Genomic DNA, 19,577 nt, shown 5'->3' with positions numbered 1-19,577 from the left:
GACGGCGACGTCCAACGCGACCGCGACCACCGTCTCCACGCCCACGCCCGCCGCGACCGCGGCGCCCGCGCCAACCCTGACACCTTCCGCGCTGCCCACGCTCGATCCGGGTGAAGGCGGCGGAGACAGCACCGGCCTGATCACCACCTGGACGCCCAGTCCCACGCCGGGCGAAGTAGCACAAGTTCCCAACGCGGACGGGGGCGAAGGCGCGTTCGTGGATCCGAATGCGCCCGCCGCCGGGCAGGACTCCGCGCCGGTCGCGCCGCAAGCGCCGGAAGCCGATCAGGCATCCGGCGGGCCGACCCTGCCGGAAGAAGAACAGATCGTCGTGAGCTACGTGGGCGAGGTCGTGCCGTACCTGTCGCTGGTCGGGGTGGCAGGCAGCACGGACGCGTCGTCGCTGGGCCAGGGCACGATCTTCGACGTCAGCAGCACGGGGCAGGTCGCAACGGTCGGCGGCAACCACTGGCTGAGCATCAACGGCCAGCCGGTCGGCGTGTCGCCCGCCAGCGAGTGGGGTCCGCCCGCCAACCTGTCGCTCGGCGCGGTCGAATGGTCGCCGGATGGGCGCTACGTAGCGATGCGCGTGGACGATTCCGACCCGGCCAACCAGACGGTGACCAACGGCGGCGTGTGGATTTACGACCTGAGCGATCCGGCGCATCCCGCCTCACGGCAGGTGTTCCGCAACGGTTATCCCGGCCTCGTGGCGCAGCGCGGCGACGAACGCGTGGCGACCGGGGCGCAGTGGTCGCCGGACGGCACCCGGCTGCTGATCACGGTGACGGCGTGGTACGAAGGAGCGGACGCCGCGCCGGGCATCGTCGTGATCCCGCGCGACGTGGACATCAACGATCCGAACCTCGATCCGGCGGCCAAGACGCCGCTGGCGCTGCCGTTTGGCGGCGGGACGTGGACGCTCGACGGCACGGCGCTGATCGTCAGCGGTCCGGCCTCCGGCGGCGCGAGCGTCGTGGGGCGCTGGGATTTCACGACCGGGCAGTACACGGAATACACCAACCAGGGCGCGTCCGGCGTGGCGATGCAGGCTGCCGCCGACCTGCCCGACGGCTGGATCGGCTTCCTGGGCAGCGTGACGCCGGGCCGCGACGTGGCGCTCTACTTGCTGCCCGCGTCCCCCGGCGCGCCGATCAGCCCACCCGCCTCCCCGACCATCCCCGGCGCCGTGATCGCCGCCGAGTGGAACCCCGCCCACACCGCGATCATGATCCTGGTCCGCACGGACACCGGGGATCGCCTGTGGCTGGTGCAGTCGAACGGCACCGCGCAAGACATCACGCCGCCCGGCGGCGCGCCCACCAGCATCGACTGGCAGTAGCCCGCCCGTGCCCATAAACACGAGGGGGCGTATCACGCGGATACGCCCCTCGAAACTACCTGTTTTAGCGGATACTTGCGTTAGCGGTGGGCAAGCGCCCCGGCGAATTCCTCCTCCACGCGCGCCGCTTCGATCCCGGCGGACTCGATGGCGGCGTAGTCGTCGTCCGGCGTATCGGCCTCGTCCCCGTAGTGGCCGTGCGGCTGGTGCTCCAGGATCAGGCGCACCGAACGGTCCCAGGTGAGATAGTTCCAGACCCAGCTCATGAACACGCTCAGGCGGTTGCGGAAGCCCAGCAGCGTGATCAGGTGCAGGCCCAGCCACGCCATCCAGGCCAGCCAGCCCGTCAGCGGAACCTTGTAGAAGATCCAGGCGACGGCGCGGCTGCGGCCAATGGTCGCCATGATGCCCCGGTCGTGATAGTGGAATGTCCGCTGGTCGCGCCCCTGAAGCCGCGCCAGGATGTTGCGCGCAGCGAGCCTGCCCTGCTGCTTGGCGACCGGGATCAGCATCGGATAGGGCCTGCCGTCGGGATCTTCCAGGTAGGCCATGTCGCCCACCACGTATACGTCCTCGTCGCCTTCCAACTGCGTCGTGGGCCGGATCGGGACGCGCCCCCCGCGCGACAGCGGCACATCGAGCATATCCGCCAGCGCCGACGCTTTCACGCCCGCCGACCAGACCAGCGTATAGGTGGGAATGACGCGCCCGTCGCTGAGCGTGATGCGATCCGCCTCGACCTTTTCGACGCGCGTACCGAGGATCACCTCGACGCCCAGATTTTCGAGCTGGCGGTGCGCCGCTTTTTGCAGCCGGGACGGATAGGGATCGAGCAGGTGGTCGAGCATTTCGACCAGGATCACGCGCCCCTGGAGATCATCGCACGGCGCGCAGTACTCGTTTTCGAGCACGTGCTTATACAGCTCGTAGAGCGCCCCGGCGGTTTCCAGCCCGGTCGGGCCGCCGCCCACGACGACCAGCGTCGTCAGCGCGTCGCGCCGGACGGGATCCTGCACCCACGCCGCGCGCTCGAAGGACTTCAGGATGTGGTTGCGCAGCACCACCGCGTCGGAGAGCGACTTCAGGCCAAAGGCGTGCTCGCGCAGATCGTCCATGCCGAAGTAGTGCGTCTGGCTGCCTGCCGCGACGATCAGATAGTCGTAGAACTCTTGAATCGTGTGGCCGTTGATCTGCACCGCGATGCGCTTGGCGGCGCGGTCGATTTCGCGCACTTCACCCATCAGGAAGCGCACGTTTTTCTTGCCCTTGAAGATGCCGCGCACCGGATAGGCGATTTCGCTGGGATCCAGGCCCGACGTTGCGACCTGATAGAGCAGTGGCGAAAACAGGTGGAAGTTCTGACGGTCGATGAGCAGCACGTCAACCGGCTGGTTGGCGAGCGCCTGCGCGGCGTTGAGGCCGCCGAACCCTGCGCCGATGATGGCGACGGTGGGACGGTTGGCGGTTTGCATAGGTTGCCTCCTTTGCACCTTGCCCGGAAGCTGTGCCCCAGGCGGGTGATCCAATTCCACGGGATCTGTAACATTCGTGAATTTTTGAACAAGAACTAATTGTGAAAAGAGGCACAATCTGTTAGTATAATACTACGAGATGGGAATATTTACAATACTATTTTATAAAATTTATATAATTATTGGTTACGGAGCACCGGGCGAAAGCGCGGACCAAACGGGGCTGCGCCCTCAGAATTGGGGCGCGGGGCGGCGGCGGGCGGATCGATGATCCGCCTGATTTTTTCTCTTGAACAGGCGGTTAAAACACGCAGGGGCGTATCGCGGACGCCCCTGTGAAATCTACGTTCCGGCCTGACGCGCAGGCCAGCACTTAACATTCCCTACCCCGCTGCGCGGGCGCGCAGGCAGGGCCGCCCGGCGGTCGGTTAGGGCTGCTTTCCGCGCACGTCCCCAATCACCTTCGCGGGCACGCCCACGACGATCGCGTAATCCGGCACGTCACGCGTGACGACCGCGCCCGCGCCCACCAGCGCGTTTTCACCGATGGTGATGCCCGCGACGATGGTCACGTTGCTGCCGATCGAGGCGCGGCGCTTGATCAGCGTCTTGACCAGCGTCCAGTCGTCGCCGCCCTGCAAGCTGCCATCCTCGTTGGTGGAGCGAGGGAACAGGTCGTTGGTGAACATCACGCCGTGGCCGATGAACACTTCGTCCTCGATGGTCACGCCGTCACAGATGAACGAGTGTGACGAGATCTTGCAGCGCGCGCCGATCACCACGCCGCGCTGGATCTCCACGAACGGGCCAACGGTGGTTTGACTGCCGAGCGTGCAGCCGTACATATTGACGAGATCGGGCTGGAAGATGCGCACGTCGTCGGCCATGACTACGTTTGGGGCAACAGGCATCGTTGTGCTCTCCTTAAGAAAGATCTCACGTCGCGGCGCGCCAGTGCAGCGCCGTTACAGTCATTATAGCGGTGTTTGTCATTGCGCCCACTGAACCCCGGTCTGCGCGGTTGACAACTCTGTTTGGCGGCGCGCCAAAGCTCTATGAGACTATTGTGACCATTCGCCTAATTCCGGTTCCTGTAAATCGGGTTACAATCGTACTTATAGCCGTTAGACAGCGGTGATAGGATGGTTCACATGGTAACCCGCGCTATACTCGATCCACTCGACCCCGATTTTTCCGTGCAGCAGCTTGACGAGCTGTGCGATCTCTCTGCGGAAACACTGCTAGGCCTGCGCCGTGTCATCGCTCTGTTTCCCCGCACCGCGCTGGTGAGCGTCAACGAGCAGGAAGTGCTCCAGCACGATTCGCTGTCGGTGAACGACCTGTTCACCTTCGATCCCACCACCGACGAACTGATCCTGTTCAGCCGCGACGAAAACACGTGTGTCGATGCGCTGGTCGAGATGGCGATGTACCTTTCCGGCTTTGCGACGCTGCTGGGCATCGAGGACGAATGGGTGGTCGAGTTTGCGATCGGCGCGTGGCGCAGCGTGCGCAACCGGCTCAAGCACGAGTTCGATCTGCCGGTGTCGAGCGAGGTGCTGGCGATGATCGGGGAGCCGCCCGAAACCGAGGTAGAGCCGTACCCGTTCCGCACGTTGGTCTCCAGCTTCGACCCGATCTCGTTTCATCACATGGTCGTGCTGGCCGGGCGTGAGGAGATCGCGGTGTATTTCCCGCCCGAAACCAATCCCAAGGTGCTGGCCGCGTACATCTACACGCGCCGCGCGATCCACGAGGTCGCCAAAAACATCGAGCTTGAGAGCTGCCAGGAATTTAATGCGCGCCTGCTGGACGGCATCCAACGCCTGATGACGCTGTTCTGGCCCGCCGGACAGCGCGCGGCGGCGCGTCCCGATATGGTCGACCTGCGTCACCTGGGCGCGGCAGCCTTCGACGATGAAGTCTCACTGCACCCCGACGCGGTGGAGCCGGATCTCGAAGCCCCCTACGATCCCTTTGCCTCGTTCATCGAAGAGAATCTATTCGACGACGATCCCGCCGGGGATGCGCCGCAGTAGCCGGACGAACATCGCACGAAATCCCTACAAACCGGTCATTTCCGGTTCGTTTTTGTTATAGTGAATATATGCGACGCTTCACCGCCTCCATCGTCACGCTGGCGTTTCTGCTGGCCGTCGTGTTCCTCGCGCTGCACCCCGGTGCGGACCTGCCCGGCGGATCGGTATTGGCCGCGCCCGGCGGACCGACCGCCACGCCGACCCCGGCGGGAACCCCCGATCCCTATGCAGGACTGGGCATCAACGACCTCGCCGCGCGCAATTACGGCAGCGGCACGCTTGAAATCGTGGAAACGCTGGAAAGCGGCAATACATTCACGCGCTCGCTGATCGCCTATTCCAGCGACGACCTGACCATCTACGGGTTCATGGATATGCCGCCCGGCGATGGCCCCTTCCCGGTGATCATCGCGCTGCACGGCTACATCGATCCCGCCGCGTACTACACGCTCGACTACACGACGCACTACGCCGACGCGCTGGCGAACGCCGGATACCTCGTGATGCATCCCAACCTGCGCGGCTACACCCCGTCCGACAGCGGCCCCAACCTGTTCCGCGTGGGCATGGCGATCGACGTGCTGAACCTGATCGCGCTGGTGCGCGAGTACGGCGGCACGCCCGGCTCGCTCCACGCCGCCAATCCCGACCGAATCGGGCTGTGGGGGCACAGCATGGGCGGCGGGATCTCGCTACGCGTGCTGACCGTCAGCGAAGACGTCGATGCGGCGGTGCTCTACGGGGCGATGAGCGGCGACGACGAGCAGAACTTCGCCGCCATACGCGAGTGGTCCGGCCACACGCGCGGGCTGGACGAGGAAGACATCCCGGCGGAGGTCTACGAGCGCGTCTCCCCGATCTTCTACCTCGACCGCATCCAGGCGGCGGTGAGCATCCACCACGGCGGCGCGGACGAGCTGGTCCCGCTGGCGTGGTCACAGGATTTGTGCACGCGGCTGATGGTGCTGGAAAAATCCGTCGAGTGCTACACCTACGACGGCCAGCCGCATACCTTCGCCGGAGACGGGGACACCCTGTTCATCCAGCGCACGATCCGGTTTTTCGACGCCACGCTCAAGAATCCCGCGCTGCCGTAGTAGTGCCCCAAGTAGGAATTGAAGGACAAAACACAATCTGGTTGGTGAATGGATTTTGTAGGGGCGTATTGCAATACGCCCCTACCGGGCGAGCTTGATACGGTTTAATAAAATAGTCCGGTCCTCACCACGACCTCACCCCCGGCCCCTCTCCAATCTGGGTTGGAGAGGGGAGACAAGCAGCGCTCAACGGGGTTTTGTAGGGAGCATAATGCCCTGTTTATATTCAGTTTAAAACCGCGCGGTAACGTAAGACGTCGCGCAGTGACTCAAGCGGCGCACGTCGACCAACCCCCTACGCCAATCGATCAGAATCGTATATGAGCTATTGACAATGAATAGTTCTATGTCGTATAGTTCTGTACTGTACTTTCGTAACGCGACGATCGCGCGTTGCGGAGGCGGCATGACGGCGACCGTCTTCTGCTTGAGTAGAAACAGAGAACCATGAGCGACGAAACAAAGGCACCAGATCAGGAACACCAGTGTGTTGGAGGGCCGCCTGAGATCGAAAAAATCGTCAACGAGATCTTCCAGGTTCACGACGAGTCCAAAATCAAGCTGTTCCGGTATATCAAGGCCACGTCACACCTGATGAGTGTGATCAGCGGGCAATACCGCAAAGACTCGCTGTCGTCGGCACGCACGCACCTGCTGGTGCGGCTGCTGGTGGCCCAGCGCCGGAGCGGGCTGGTCGTGGCGCAGCGGCCTGAGAACGCCGGGGTATCGCCCAGCGAGCTGAGCCAGTTTTTACGGGTCAGCCGCAACACGGTCAGTTCGCTGCTGAACGGGCTGGAGGAGCAGGGACTGATCGAGCGCCGAGTGCATCCCACCGACCGCCGCCAGTTTTTGATCAGCATCACCCCCGAGGGCGAAACGGCAGTGCTCCAGCGCGCGCCTGAGTTTTCGGGCTTCATCGACAGCCTGTTCGACGTGCTCACGCCGGACGAGCAGGACACGTTGTTGGCGCTTCTGGACAAACTGATCGCCGGTTTGCTCCAGTATGCAGAGGACATGGGGATCGACCTGCCAGCTCCGCCGTTCCCCGTGCCCCCGGATTCTTCCGACTAACATCGAGGGCTAAACATTGGAAGAGCGACAGAATCCAAGAGCACGCAAATCACGCGGTGAGAGTGATAACCGCAGGGGCATGCGAGACCTGGGACGCGCGCTGCGCTACCTGGGCCACTACCGCACGACAGCGATCATCGCCTACACGGCGCTGTTCATTTCGACCGGGGCCATGCTGATGGTTCCCCGGCTGGTCAGCCACATCATCGACGAGGTGACGGGCGGCGTCACCGCCAACACGATCCTCGGCCTGCCGGAGCAGGCGATCCCGCAGGTCGCGGCCCAGCAGGGCACGACCGTCGCCGCGCTGCAATCGAAGGCGGACGGCGCGGAAAGCGCGATCATTGCCGCCGGGCTGGCGATCATCGGCTTCGCCATCGCACGCGGCCTGTTTTCGTTCATCATGAACTATATGGCCGAGCGCCTGTCGCAGAGCATCGCGTTCGACTATCGCAACGAGCTGTTCGCCAAAATCCAGCACCTCTCGTTCAGCTACCACGACCAGAACCAGACCGGCCAGTTGATGATCCGCGCCACGGACGACGTGGAAAAGGTGCGTATGTTCATCGGCCAGGGGTTGCTGTTCGCGCTGCAATCGCTGGTGATGCTGGTGGGCACGCTGCTGATTCTGCTGACGACCAACATCAGGCTGACCCTGGTCGCGCTGCCGATCCTGCCGCTGGCGGTGCTGATGTTCATGATCTTCGGCATCGCGTCGCAGTCGCTGTTCCGCAACCTGCAGATCCGGCTGTCGACCCTGAACACCATCTTGCAGGAAAATCTGGCGGGCATCCGCGTGGTGAAAGCCTTCGTGCGCGAGCGCCAGGAACAAAAACGCTTTGACGTCGCCGTCAACGAGCACCTGAAGTGGAACCTGAAGATCAGCCTGATCTTCTCGATCATCTTCCCGCTGACCTTCCTGCTGGCGAATCTGGGACAGGCCGCGGTGCTCTACGCGGGCAGCACGCAGATCCTCGACGGCACGCTGACGCTGGGCCAATGGCAGGAGTTCAGCCTGTATCTGGTCTACGTGTTCATGCCGCTGGCGCAGTTGGGCATGATCATCTCGCTGATGTCGCAGGCGTCTGCCTCCGCAACGCGTATCTTCGAGATTCTCGACGCGGAAAACGACGTGCAGGATGCGCCCGACGCGCGTGAGATGACCGGTGTGCAGGGCAACGTGCAGTTCGAGAACGTCTCGTTCCGCTATTTCAAGAGCGGCGACTACGTGCTGAAGGACGTTTCGTTCGAGGCGCAGCCCGGCCAGACGATCGCGCTGCTGGGCGCGACGGGCAGCGGCAAGACGACGATCATCAACCTGCTGCCGCGCTTCTACGACGCGACGGAAGGCCGCGTGCTGATCGACGGGACCGACGTGCGCGACGTGACGCTGACCAGCCTGCGCTCGCAGATCGGCATCGTGCTGCAAGAGACGACGCTGTTCAGCGGCAGCATCCGCGACAACATCGCCTTTGGGCGGCCCGACGCCACCGACGAGGAAGTGATCGGCGCGGCCAAAGCCGCCGCCGCGCACGACTTCATCATGTCGTTCCCGCAGGGCTACGACACCCCGGTCGGCGAGCGCGGCACGACCCTCAGCGGCGGCCAGAAGCAGCGCATCGCCATCGCGCGCGCGCTGGTGCTCGACCCGCGCCTGTTGATCCTGGACGACTCTACCAGCAGCGTGGACCTGGCGACCGAATACCAGATCCAGAAGGCGCTCGACAAGCTGATGGAAGGCCGCACCAGTTTCGTGATCGCCCAGCGGATCAGCACGGTGGTCAACGCCGACCTGATCCTGGTGCTGGAGAAGGGCCGCGTCGTGGCGCGCGGCACGCACGAGGAATTGATGGAAAACAGCCCGATCTACGTGGAAATCTACAACTCGCAGCTTGTGGACGACGCTGAAGCAACCGGCGACGTCGAAGCGGTGGGCGAGGAGGTGCTCTCATGATGCGCCATGACGCCATGCTGTTTGGCTCCGAAACGCGCAAAGCGGCCAGCACCAGTACCACGCTGCGCAGCCTGTGGCACTACTTCAAGAACTGGAAGCTGATGCTGCTGTTGGTGGTCGGCCTGTCGATCTTCAGCGCGTGGTCGCAGGTGAAAACCGCCGACCTCGTCGGGCAGGCCGTAGACTGCTATGTGACACCCTACATCCAGCAGGGCGTGAGCAGCGACAGCCCCGCGATGAGCAACATGGCGGGCGCGTCGGAAAGCAACTGCTGGTACACCGACAACACCGCTAACCTCTCCCGTTCGGAGACGCTGACCGGCCTGCGCAACCTGATCCTGCTGCTGGTGGGCCTGTTCGTGCTCAGCGCGTTCGCGTCCGGGGCGCAGTTTTACGCCATGCGCTACGCCGGGATGAAAGTGCTGGCCGAGATGCGGATCGACATCTTCCGGCAAATTCACCGGCTCTCACTCGGTTACTACTCGAAAAACGAGGCAGGCGACGTGATGAGCCGCCTGACCAACGACACGGATACGCTTCAGCAGGCGTTCGCGTTCGTGCTGGTCCAGGTGATGCGCGGCATCTTCCAGCTCGCGTGGCTGATCTATGCCATGTTCACGCGCAACTGGACCTTCGCGCTGCTCAGCATCATCCCCGTGCCGTTTATGGTCGTGGCGACGATCTGGTTCTCTCGGCAGGCGCGCAAAGCGTACCGTGTGGCCCGCCGCGAGATCGGGGACGTGAACGCCGACTTGCAGGAGAACATCGCCGGCGTGCGCGAGGCGCAGGCCTTCACTCGCGAAGATGAAAACATCGCGCGCTTCCGCACGGTGAACGCGGCCAACCGCGACGCCAACGTGCGCGCCGTGGCCTTCACCAGCGCGCTCTCCCCGGCGCTCGAAGCGCTGGGCTACGTGTCGATTGTGATCGTCGCGGCGGTCGGCGGCATCTTCATGCTGCGCGGGCAGGATCTGGGCACGACGGCGATCTCGCTGGGCCTGATCATCACGTTCATATCGTACACGCAGCAGTTCAACCAGCCGATCCAGATGATCTCGACGCTGTGGACCAACCTGCAAAACGCCATCGCCGGGGCCGAGCGCATCTTCGACTTCATGGGCGAAAAATCGACCGTGCAGGAGAAGCCCGGCGCAATCGCCATGCCGCCCATCGAAGGGCACGTCGAGCTGCGCGACGTCACCATGAGCTACAACGCGGACGAGCCGGTGCTGCAGGGCGTCAGCCTCGAAGCCCAGCCGGGCCAGACGATCGCTATCGTCGGACCGACGGGCGCGGGCAAGACGACTATCATCAACCTGCTGCCGCGCTTTTACGACGTGGAAGGCGGCGCGGTGGTGATCGACGGGCACGACGTGCGTGACGTTACGCTCGACAGTCTGCGCAGCCAGATCGGGTTGGTGCTGCAAGACACGTTCCTGTTCAGCGATACGGTGATGAACAACATCCGCTACGGGCGGACCGACGCGACCGACGAGGACGTCATCGAGGCGGCCAAGCTGGCCCATGCAGACGGGTTCATCGCGTCCCTGCCGGACGGCTACAACACCATCCTGGGCGAGCGCGGCAGCGGTCTGAGCCAGGGCCAGCGCCAACTGATCGCCATCGCGCGCGCCGCGCTGGGCAACCCGCGCCTGCTGATCCTGGACGAAGCCACCAGCAGCGTCGATACGCGCACGGAACGGCTGATCCAGAAGGCGCTCGACGAGCTGCTCAAGGGCCGGACGAGCTTCGTCATCGCCCACCGCCTGAGCACGATCCGCAACGCGGATCAGGTCTACGTGCTGGCGGACGGCAAGATCGTGGAGCACGGTAAGCACGCCGAGCTGTTGGACGCGAAGGGCTTCTACTACGACCTGTACATGAGCCAGTTCCGGCGCGACGTACCGGAGCCGACCGTGTCGGGCAACGGGCACCTGACGCCGAGCACGCAGCCCGCGTCGTAGGGACGAAAAACACCTCACCCCCGGCCCCTCTCCAATCAAGTTGGAGAGGGAAGAAAACGGGACAACAAGGGTTTGTAGGGGCGGGTCTGTGACCCGCCCTGTTTTTGCCATTCCCGTAGGGGCAATTCACGAATTGCCCCGCCCCACGCCTACGGATCGCGGCTTGCTCCGCCCGTTTTTCCCCACAGCGCCCCGGCCCGGTCGGAGATGGCGCGAAATTCCGCTACAATAGCACCAGGAATGACCGCGCAAACAAGGAGAGCAGGAGACGATGCGCCCAACCTTACGACAACTGGCGGTGATCGCCGCGCTGGTCCTCGCGCTGATCGTGGGCGGGTTCGTGCCCGCCGCGCCGGTCCGCGCCCAGGATGACGGCGACTACGTGGTGACCGTCGTGGGCGGCAAGGACGAGCCGCAGACCTACGACGATCAGACGGTGGACGGCTTCGCGTTCATGGACCTCACGTACCGGTCGCTCTACCCGCAGGGCATGGAGTTCCACGCCATCATCACCCCGCCCGAAGGCGTGACGATCGATCAGGTGACGCTGTTTTACACCTTCGCCACGGGCAAGACCGGGCGCAAGCAGGCGCGCCCCGGCGACGAGCCGAATGAATGGATCGCCGCGCCGTACGATGGACGCGGGCTGCCGCCCTGGCACGAGGTCGATGCCTATTGGGGTGTGCGCGGCATGAACGGCGAGAGCGTGAACAGCGAACCGGTGCACGCTGTGTACTATGACGCGCAGCGCGAATGGTACCACGCCGAAAGCGACGACGTGCTGGTCTACTGGTACGGCATGCCGGAGGAGTTAGGCAAATACGTGATCGACGCGATGGCCGCCAACCGCGACACCTATCTGACGGGCTTCGGCATCCAACTGCCCTACCGGCCCCTGTCGGTGATCTTCCCGCCCGGCGCGGACTGGACCGAGTATCGCGGCAGCGGCGACATCGACGATACCGACTTCGGCTTTACCGGCACGATCATCAGCGAGGCGGGCAGCACCATCCAGCGCGTGCGCCCGTTGGAACCGGCCACCATCCGGCAGGACTGCGCCTGGAACCCGGAGAATCCGACCGTCGAGTTCCAGATGAATCAGGCCGCGTCCACCACCACGCACGAGGTCGCGCATCTCTACCAGCACGAGCTGGGCATCGGCGGGCCGAGCTGGTGGGTCGAGGGACAGGCGATGTTCTTCGAGACGTTCGAGGAATACCCGGTCAACGAGCGGCTGCGCGCGCTGGCCGATCTGCGCGGCGGCGACTTCCCCAGCTTCCAGGGTGACGGCCCCGGCGGCGGCGCGGTGACGGCGCAGGAAGACGGCTGCACACACCTGATCTACGACATGGGATCGTCGTTCATGCGCTGGATCGTGGACACCTACGGCGGCATGGACACCTATTACGCCATCGTCGAAACGATGTCGCAGGCGAAGACGCTGGACAACGCGCTGGTCGCGGCAACCGGCAAGACGATGGTCGAGCTTGAAAACGAATGGCGCGCCTTCCTGGGCGTCGGCCCGATCCCCGAAGAGATCCTCGATCCGGCGGCAGCGCTGGGCGATCCGGTGGAGCCGTTTTACGCCGAAGGCGAGTCGGTCATGATGCCCGCCGCGCCGTTCAGCCAGCCGATCTACAACGCGCCGCGCACGAACTCGATCGCGGATGCGGCCTGCTTCGCCAACACGCCGCTGACGATTCTGCGCGCCGGGAATGACGGCGCGGTGAACTGGTACGAAGTGGACTGCATGGGCATGCAGGGCTGGATGAACCAGGGCCAGCTCAACGCGCAGTAACACCCCGCGAGGGAATAGGAAGCCGGGGTTGGGGATCAGGGAAAAGCAAAACCAAACCTCACCCCCGGCGTCAAACCAAAGCATCAGCGGTGGTAACCGTAGGGGTAGGGCAAGCCCTACCCGGCTTTTCTCACAACGGGCGGGGCAAGCCCCGCCCCTACGAAAGGCATGGCCCTCGATTTTCCCCTTGATGGGCCTAACTTAATGCGTTTGGGTCTGTGACCCGCCCTGGTTTTTCTTCCCCGCTTGCATGCCGTTTTGCCCCGCGCGTTTGGCGAATCAGCCCAATAGACAGATGCGCCCTGACCGGTTTATTTTGATGTTAGTATTCTTTTTTCGTACAATCACCGTAGATGTATTTGCACGATGGATGGACAGGCCCGGCCCCCTTAGCCGGGCCTTGCGCAACCCGGCGCAGTGACGTGACGCTTTCGGAAGTGATTGTAATGGGGCCACAAGAGGAGTTTCCATGTTGTTCAACACGGTGGAGGACGTAAAGCGCGCGCTGGCCGATTGTCAGTATATTGCAACCGACGAGATCGCGACGGTGCTCTATCTGGCCGAGAAGTTAGGGAAACCGCTGCTGGCAGAGGGGCCTGCCGGTGTCGGCAAGACGGAGCTGAGCAAAGCATGGGCATCCGCGACCAGCCGCGAGCTGGTGCGCTTGCAGTGCTACGAGGGGCTGGACGAAAGCAAAGCCCTCTACGAATGGGAATATGCCAAGCAAATGCTGTATACGCAGCTTTTGCGGGATAAGCTGTCGTCGCTGCTGGCCGACGCGACTTCGCTCACCGACGCGGCGGATCGACTGGGGGCCGAGGAAGACGTCTTTTTCTCCGAGCGCTTCCTGCTGCCGCGCCCGCTGCTGCGCGCCATCAACAGCGACAAGACGACCGTGCTGCTGATCGACGAGATCGACCGGGCAGACGCGGAATTCGAGGCGTTTTTGCTCGAAGTGCTCAGCGACTTCCAGGTGAGCATCCCCGAACTGGGAACCATCGTGGCAAAACACCGCCCGGTGGTGTTCCTGACCAGCAACAACACGCGCGAGCTGAGCGAAGCGCTCAAGCGCCGCTGCCTGTACCTGTACATTGGCTACCCGTCCGCCGAGGAAGAACTGGAGATCGTGCGGCTGCGCGTCCCGGATCTCGCGCCGCAGCTGGCGCGGCAGGCCGTGGAAATGGTGCAGACGCTGCGCACGCTGGACCTGAAGAAAAACCCCAGCGTCAGCGAAACGCTCGACTGGGCGCGCGCCCTGGTGACGCTCAACGCGCGCGCGCTGGACAACGAGACGCTCGAAAACACGCTCACCGTCCTGCTCAAGTACGAAGCGGACGTGGAACGCGCCCGGCGCGTGCTGCGTCGTTCGGGAGGGATCGGGTATGGAAGATCGAATAACTAAGTTCATCGCCGCCCTGCGCGCCGAAGGCGTGCGCGTTTCCGTCGCCGAAAGTCAGGACGCCTGGGAAGCGATCACGCACCTGGGCGTGCGCGACCGCGAAGCGTTCCGTATGAGCCTGCGCGCCACGCTGATCAAAGACTTCGACGCGATCCCGACCTTCGAGGACCTGTTCCCGCAGTACTTCAGCCTGGGCACGCCGCCGCTGATGGACCCCCAGTCGGGCCTGTCGGAAGAAGAGCAGCAAATGCTGCAAGAGATGCTCCAGCAGATGCTGCAAGACATGATGGAGCAGATCAAGGGCGACCTGCAAAAGCTGCTGGACTGGCTGCTCAACGGGCAGACGCCCAGCCAGGAAGACCTCGAACAGCTCGCGGATCAGGCCGGGCTGAACCAGCCGAACGCACGCTCGCCGCAGCGCGCCCAGCAGTACGCGCGGCGCATGCAGCAGATGCTCGGCTGGGAACAGATGCAGGAGCTGCTCGAAATGCTGTGGGAGCAGTTGGCCGAACAGGGCATGGATCCCGACAGCATCGAGCAGATGAAGGAGCAGGTCGCGCAGAACATGGACCGGCTGGAAGACCAGCTCAGCGAGTATGCGGGCGAGAAGCTGCGCGACAACCGCGTGGAAGACGCGCAGCGGCATAAGCCGGTCAACGACCTCATGAACCGCTCGTTCGGGTCGCTGAGCCAACCGGAAATGGATCAGCTGCGCGACGAGGTGCGCCGCCTCGCGGCCCGCCTGCGGACGCGCGCCGCCCTGCGCCAGAAGCGCGGCAAACAGGGCAAGCTCGACGCCAAAACGACGCTGCGCGCCAACCTGCGTTACAGCGGCGTGCCGTTCGAAATCCACTTCAAGCAGCGGCGGCTCAAGCCCAAGCTGGTCGTGATTCTGGACGTCAGCACGTCGATGCGCCCCGTGGCCGAGTTCTTCCTGCGCCTGATCTACGAGCTTCAGGATCAGGTGCAAAAGACGCGCAGCTTCGCATTCGTCGATCACCTGGAAGACGTGACGGACGACCTGCTGACGCACCGCATCGACGAGGCCGTGATCACCGTGCTGACCAGGCTGCCCGCCGGGCACTACAACACCGACCTGGGCGGCAGCCTGCGCCAGCTCGAAGCGCGTCACCTGGACGCGGTCGACAGCCGCACGACGGTCATCGTGTTGGGCGACGGGCGCAACAACTTCAACGATCCCGGCGTGGAGACGTTCGGGCGCATCGGGCGGCGGGCGCGCAAGCTGATCTGGCTGAACCCGGAATATCCCGCGCAGTGGGGCACGGGCGACAGCGACATGCCCGCCTACGCGCCGCTGTGCAGCGAGCTGTATCAGGTGCGCAATCTGGCCCAACTGACGGACGCCATCGATCACATCCTGGTGTGATCCCGGCTCGGCGCAGCACTGGGCGTTGACAAGCGCCCTCACCTGGGCGTAAAGTAAAAGAAGCGACAGCGAGTCGGAGCGATCCGGCTCGCTTTTTTGTTGGCAAACGGGCACGCTCGACGAGGCGTGCCCGTTATTTATTGGAGGTGAGCCCATGGAACAGCACGCGTTACAGCGCTTTGCGCACACGGAAAGCCTGACCCTGAACGCGCCGCCGGAGCGCGTCTTCCCGCTGTTTGGCCCGCTGCGCGAAAAAGAATGGGCGGCGGATTGGGACCCAACGCTGATTTACTCCGATGCGCCGCTGGGTGACTGCGCCGGGACGGTGTTTTCGTCGCGGCACCCGGGCGAGCCGGACACGATCTGGTACGTCAACCGCTTCGATGCGGCGCAGTGGGCGGTGGAATACGTGCGCGTGACGCCGGGGCTGATGCTGGCGATCGTGGCGATTCAGTGCGAAGCCTCCGATGGTGGCAGGACGGTGGCCCACGTGACGTATACGTTCACCGCGCTGAGCGACGCGGGCGCGGCGGCGCTGCATCACCGCGCAGCGCACCATGCCAGCGGCGTGCGGGCGTGGGAAGGGGCGATCAACGGCATTTTGTAGGGCGCGCCGGGTGGCTTGGTAGGGGCGTAGTGCGATACGCCCCTACGGTTTGGTTCCGGGGTCAGATCGGGCTACGCCGCGTGGATGATCGGCGGGGTCTGGTCGTCGGTGGACGGCGTGTAATGCGGCAGATCCGTCAGCGGCGGCAGGCCGAACTCGGCGCGAGCGCGCGTGCAGCGTTCGAGGTCTTCGACCACGTAACACAGGTGGTCTTCGTCCCAATCCACGCCGAATTCACGGCACGGGCTGGGCCGCCCCTCGTAGATCGTGCAGCGCACCGCCGAGCCGATCTCGCCCAGCAGCGCGGCGCAGTGGGGGTGTTTCTGGTTGGTCCCTTTCATACAGCGGCGGAAGTCGGTGAGGTCTTCGGTCATGTCGGGCGGGACGGTGCCGCCCTGAGCCGGATCGGCTTCACCCCAGTAGAACGATACGCGGAAATGAGCGCAGCAAGCACCACAGGTGAGGCAGGGATTCGTTTGCGCCATAGGACAACTGCATTGCAGCTCCCTTCAGTAGAGAACCAACAACACGAGGACGATGCAACAACGCCCCCTATTATCGATCCGCCGGGCGGCAAAGTCGATAAGCAGAATGCGCAAGCGCGAGCAGCAGAAGCGCGGTGGGCGACTCAGCTTGCTTTGCTGGCGGGAAGCCTGACGGTAAACGTGCTGCCCTGGCCGGGGGTGCTGCTGACCTGGACGCTGCCGTTGTGCTTGTCGATGATGCTTTTGACGATGCTCAAGCCCAGGCCCGTGCCGTTGGCCGTGGTGTTTGGCACGCGGTAGAAGCGGTCGAACAGGTGCGGCAGCGCGTCGGGCGGAATGCCCGGCCCGTTATCCGCGATCTCGATTTGCAGATCTCCGTTGGTGGTATGCGCGCGCACGGTGATGCTGCCGCCTTCGGGCGTGTACTTGATCGCGTTGCTCAGCAAGTTGGCCAGCATCCGGCGCAGCAGGCTTTCATCGCCCAGCAGCGGCGGCAGCGACGGAGCGAGGTCGAGTTCCAGGTGCTGTCGTTTTTCCGAGGCGAGGTGTTCGATCTCCGACATGGCGGCGTGAATCACGCTCGGCGGATTGACCGACACCAACCGCAGGGTCGGCCCGGCTTCCAGCCGGGCGAGGTCGAGCACATTGGTCACCAGATCGCTGAGCTGCATCGCGCTGCGCTGGATCATCTGCACGTGCTCGATTTGTTCGGCGTTGAGCGGCGCGTCCAGCTCCAGCATGGCCGCGCCCATCTGGATGACCTGGATCGGGTTCTTCAGGTCGTGCGAGACGGCGGCGACCCAATCGGTGCGCAGGCGGTCCAGTTCCTTCAGCGGCGTGATGTCCTGCATCACGATCACCCAGCCCACGTCGCGCACGGGGGCCAGACTGGCGTGGAACGCCGTGCCGTCCGCCGTGACGACCTCGCACATTTCGGGGGCCTGCCGCGCCTGCGCAGACGTGAATGCGTCGTCCAGGCCGGGCAGGTTCAGGCTGTGAAGCGGACGCCCGGCGACTTGCAGGTGTTCGAGGTGCAGGTAGTGTTCGGCGGCGGGATTGACCAGCCAGATCATGCTGTTGGGGTCCACGACGATCACCGCGTCCGTCGCGTCGGTCAGGATCGAGGCCAGACGGTCGCGCTGGCGAGCCACCGCCTGATACAGCCGCGCGTTTTGGATGGCCGTGGCGAACTGCGCCGCAAAAACGCTGGCCGCCTTGCCATCTTCCGATTTATAAAAGTGCGGCTCGTGCTTGTCGATCGTCAGCACGCCGATGCTCTCGCCGCGCACGATCAGCGGCGCGCCGATCCAGGAACGGATCGAGGAAATTTCGGGAATGTCGTCGCGGGCATGGCTCCAATCCGTGACGGCCTGCACGTCTTCCACGATGCGCGTGCACTGCTCGACCAGCGTCATATGAGCATAGTTCGCCCGGTCCGGCGTGATCATCGTGCCGATGACGTGCTCCGGGCTGTCGAAGCCGCGACAGGCGGCGATCACCAGATTGCCGTTTTCCAGCAGCAGGATCGACGCCGTATCGTAGTCGATCACGCTGCGGAGCTGGTCGAGCGCCATGTCCAGCACCTTCACCGGTTCCAGCGTCGAGTTGATGGTCTGCGCGATTTGCGTCAGCGCGAGCGCCGTCCTGCGCCGGATGCGTTCCGATTCGTACAGGCGCGCGTTGTGGATGGCCGTGGCGATTTGTACCGCGAACGCTGCCGCCGTGTCGCCGTCCTCCGGTTTGTAGAAGTTCGGCTCGTATTTGTCGATGGTCAGGATGCCGATGCTCTCGCCGTGGACGATCAGCGGCGCGCCGATCCAGGAGCGGATGGTATGCGCGCCTTCGACATCGTCGCGGGTGTGGCCCCAGTTCGGCAGCATCTGGACGTCCGCAACCACGTGCGCCCTGCGTCCCAGCATCGCCTCGTGCGCGATGTTGTTTTCTTCGAAGCGAAACACCGTGCCCATCAGATCGTCCGGCTGGTCGAACCCCCGGCAGGCCACGATACACAGGCTGCTGCCTTCCGCCAGAAAGATCGAGGCCGTGTCGTACGTCATGACGTGGCTCAACTGCTCCAACGCCAGCTTCAACACTTTGTCCAGGGACAGCGTCGAGTTCACGCTTTGCGAAATCTGCGCGAGGGCTTCGGTCAGGTGGCGCTGCCGCTGTTCTTTGCGGTAGAGCAGCGCTTTCCAGATCGCGCCCGCGAAATGGTGCGCCGTCGCGCCTAACAGTTCGAGGTCGGCAGGCTGGAAGGCATCCCCGGCTTTGGCCGCGAGGCCGAACGCGCCGATGCGCTGGCCGTGCGCTTGCAGCAGCACGCAGGCATAGCTGTAAAGGCCCTGGTCGCGCAGCGCGCGCTCGTCGCGGGACGGATCGCTCACATTTTCGAGCGAGGCGGCGACCAGCGGGTTTCCGTACGGGATCGCCAGCCGCGTGCGGATGATGGCGTTGAGCGGATCCTGTTCCGGCTGCGGAAGCGGGGTGCCGTCGTTGGTCATGACGAAGCTCTGCCGCGTTCCGGCTTCGTCCTGCACGATCAGCGTCGCACGCTGAAAGCGAATGATCGATTGCAGCTCGCCCGTGATGGCCTGACATAATTCGCGCACGTCGAGGTGCTGGGAGGCGATGCGCGCGATGTGGCCGAGCATTTCCTGGTGCGCGGTTTCGTCTTGCAGCCGGGCCATTTTGCGCAGTTGGGCTATGGACGCCGCCACCAGATCCGCGACGTTTTCGAGCGCCCTGACGTCATCTTCCGCCGGTTCGTCCCCGGCGGCAATGGCCCAGCCCAGCGCGGTCATTCCGGCGGTCAGCGGCGCGGCGATCTGCCAGGAAGCATCCGGCGTATCGCTGCCGGGAGGGGTCACGTAGGACTGGCTGACGCGGCGCTGCGTTTTCGGCGCGGATGCCGGATCGAAGGTAAGGGGCGGGCCGCCCACCGCGACCACCTGATGGGGGGCGG

The 19,577-nt window shown here is 64.1% G+C and carries 13 protein-coding genes and 1 pseudogene; 10 read left to right on the top strand and 4 right to left on the bottom strand.

What is annotated here, in order from left to right:
• Nucleotides 1–1,342: pseudogene (locus V7116_RS12345) on the top strand (hypothetical protein); the annotation flags it as partial.
• Nucleotides 1,343–1,422: 80 nt separating this feature from the next.
• Here V7116_RS12345 and V7116_RS12340 read toward each other — a convergent pair.
• Together V7116_RS12340 and V7116_RS12335 are read right to left on the bottom strand one after the other, a co-directional pair.
• A complete protein-coding gene (locus tag V7116_RS12340; RefSeq protein WP_324392233.1) occupies nucleotides 1,423–2,814 on the bottom strand; it encodes an NAD(P)/FAD-dependent oxidoreductase in 1,392 nt (463 codons plus the stop codon).
• A 428-nt stretch (nucleotides 2,815–3,242) separates the two neighbouring features.
• Nucleotides 3,243–3,725 (bottom strand): acyltransferase, encoded by a 483-nt coding sequence (locus V7116_RS12335; RefSeq protein WP_324392232.1) that lies wholly within the window; start codon nucleotides 3,723–3,725, stop codon nucleotides 3,243–3,245.
• Nucleotides 3,726–3,965: 240 nt separating this feature from the next.
• Here V7116_RS12335 and V7116_RS12330 point away from each other — a divergent pair, with 240 nt between their 5' ends.
• From V7116_RS12330 to V7116_RS12290, 9 genes are all read left to right on the top strand, one after another.
• Nucleotides 3,966–4,853: a hypothetical protein gene (locus tag V7116_RS12330; protein ID WP_324392231.1), complete on the top strand. Its 888-nt coding sequence runs from the start codon at nucleotides 3,966–3,968 to the stop codon at nucleotides 4,851–4,853.
• A 68-nt stretch (nucleotides 4,854–4,921) separates the two neighbouring features.
• The gene (locus V7116_RS12325) at nucleotides 4,922–5,950 is read left to right on the top strand and encodes an alpha/beta hydrolase family protein (RefSeq protein WP_324392230.1); all 1,029 of its coding nucleotides are present in this window, start codon (nucleotides 4,922–4,924) and stop codon (nucleotides 5,948–5,950) included.
• Nucleotides 5,951–6,397: 447 nt separating this feature from the next.
• On the top strand, nucleotides 6,398–7,021 hold the full coding sequence (locus tag V7116_RS12320; protein ID WP_324392229.1) for a MarR family winged helix-turn-helix transcriptional regulator: 624 nt from the start codon (nucleotides 6,398–6,400) through the stop codon (nucleotides 7,019–7,021).
• A gap of 79 nt (nucleotides 7,022–7,100) precedes the next feature.
• Nucleotides 7,101–8,975 carry an ABC transporter ATP-binding protein gene (locus tag V7116_RS12315; RefSeq protein ID WP_324392228.1) on the top strand — a complete coding sequence of 625 codons (1,875 nt, stop codon included), beginning with the start codon at nucleotides 7,101–7,103 and terminating at the stop codon, nucleotides 8,973–8,975.
• Nucleotides 8,972–10,939 carry an ABC transporter ATP-binding protein gene (locus V7116_RS12310; RefSeq protein WP_324392227.1) on the top strand — a complete coding sequence of 656 codons (1,968 nt, stop codon included), beginning with the start codon at nucleotides 8,972–8,974 and terminating at the stop codon, nucleotides 10,937–10,939. Before V7116_RS12315 ends, V7116_RS12310 begins: the two co-directional genes overlap by 4 nt.
• 271 nt (nucleotides 10,940–11,210) lie before the next feature.
• Nucleotides 11,211–12,737, top strand: a complete 1,527-nt coding sequence (locus V7116_RS12305; protein WP_324392226.1) for a hypothetical protein — start codon at nucleotides 11,211–11,213, stop codon at nucleotides 12,735–12,737.
• Nucleotides 12,738–13,206: 469 nt separating this feature from the next.
• Nucleotides 13,207–14,139: an AAA family ATPase gene (locus V7116_RS12300; protein WP_324392225.1), complete on the top strand. Its 933-nt coding sequence runs from the start codon at nucleotides 13,207–13,209 to the stop codon at nucleotides 14,137–14,139.
• On the top strand, nucleotides 14,120–15,523 hold the full coding sequence (locus V7116_RS12295; protein WP_324392224.1) for a vWA domain-containing protein: 1,404 nt from the start codon (nucleotides 14,120–14,122) through the stop codon (nucleotides 15,521–15,523). Before V7116_RS12300 ends, V7116_RS12295 begins: the two co-directional genes overlap by 20 nt.
• 154 nt (nucleotides 15,524–15,677) lie before the next feature.
• The gene (locus V7116_RS12290; RefSeq protein WP_324392223.1) at nucleotides 15,678–16,130 is read left to right on the top strand and encodes a hypothetical protein; all 453 of its coding nucleotides are present in this window, start codon (nucleotides 15,678–15,680) and stop codon (nucleotides 16,128–16,130) included.
• A gap of 71 nt (nucleotides 16,131–16,201) precedes the next feature.
• On the opposite strand, the gene V7116_RS12285 is transcribed toward V7116_RS12290, so the two are convergent.
• Nucleotides 16,202–16,615, bottom strand: coding sequence for a YkgJ family cysteine cluster protein (locus V7116_RS12285; protein WP_324392222.1), 414 nt, complete (start codon nucleotides 16,613–16,615; stop codon nucleotides 16,202–16,204).
• A 143-nt stretch (nucleotides 16,616–16,758) separates the two neighbouring features.
• On the bottom strand, nucleotides 16,759–19,577 hold a 2,819-nt coding region (locus tag V7116_RS12280), incomplete at its 5' end, for a GAF domain-containing sensor histidine kinase (RefSeq protein WP_324392221.1).

This window comes from Aggregatilinea sp. (assembly GCF_036822615.1).
GTDB lineage: Bacteria > Chloroflexota > Anaerolineae > Aggregatilineales > Aggregatilineaceae > Aggregatilinea.
The sequence above is the reverse complement of the archived record's forward strand: the minus strand, read 5'-3'. Positions and strand labels throughout refer to the sequence as shown.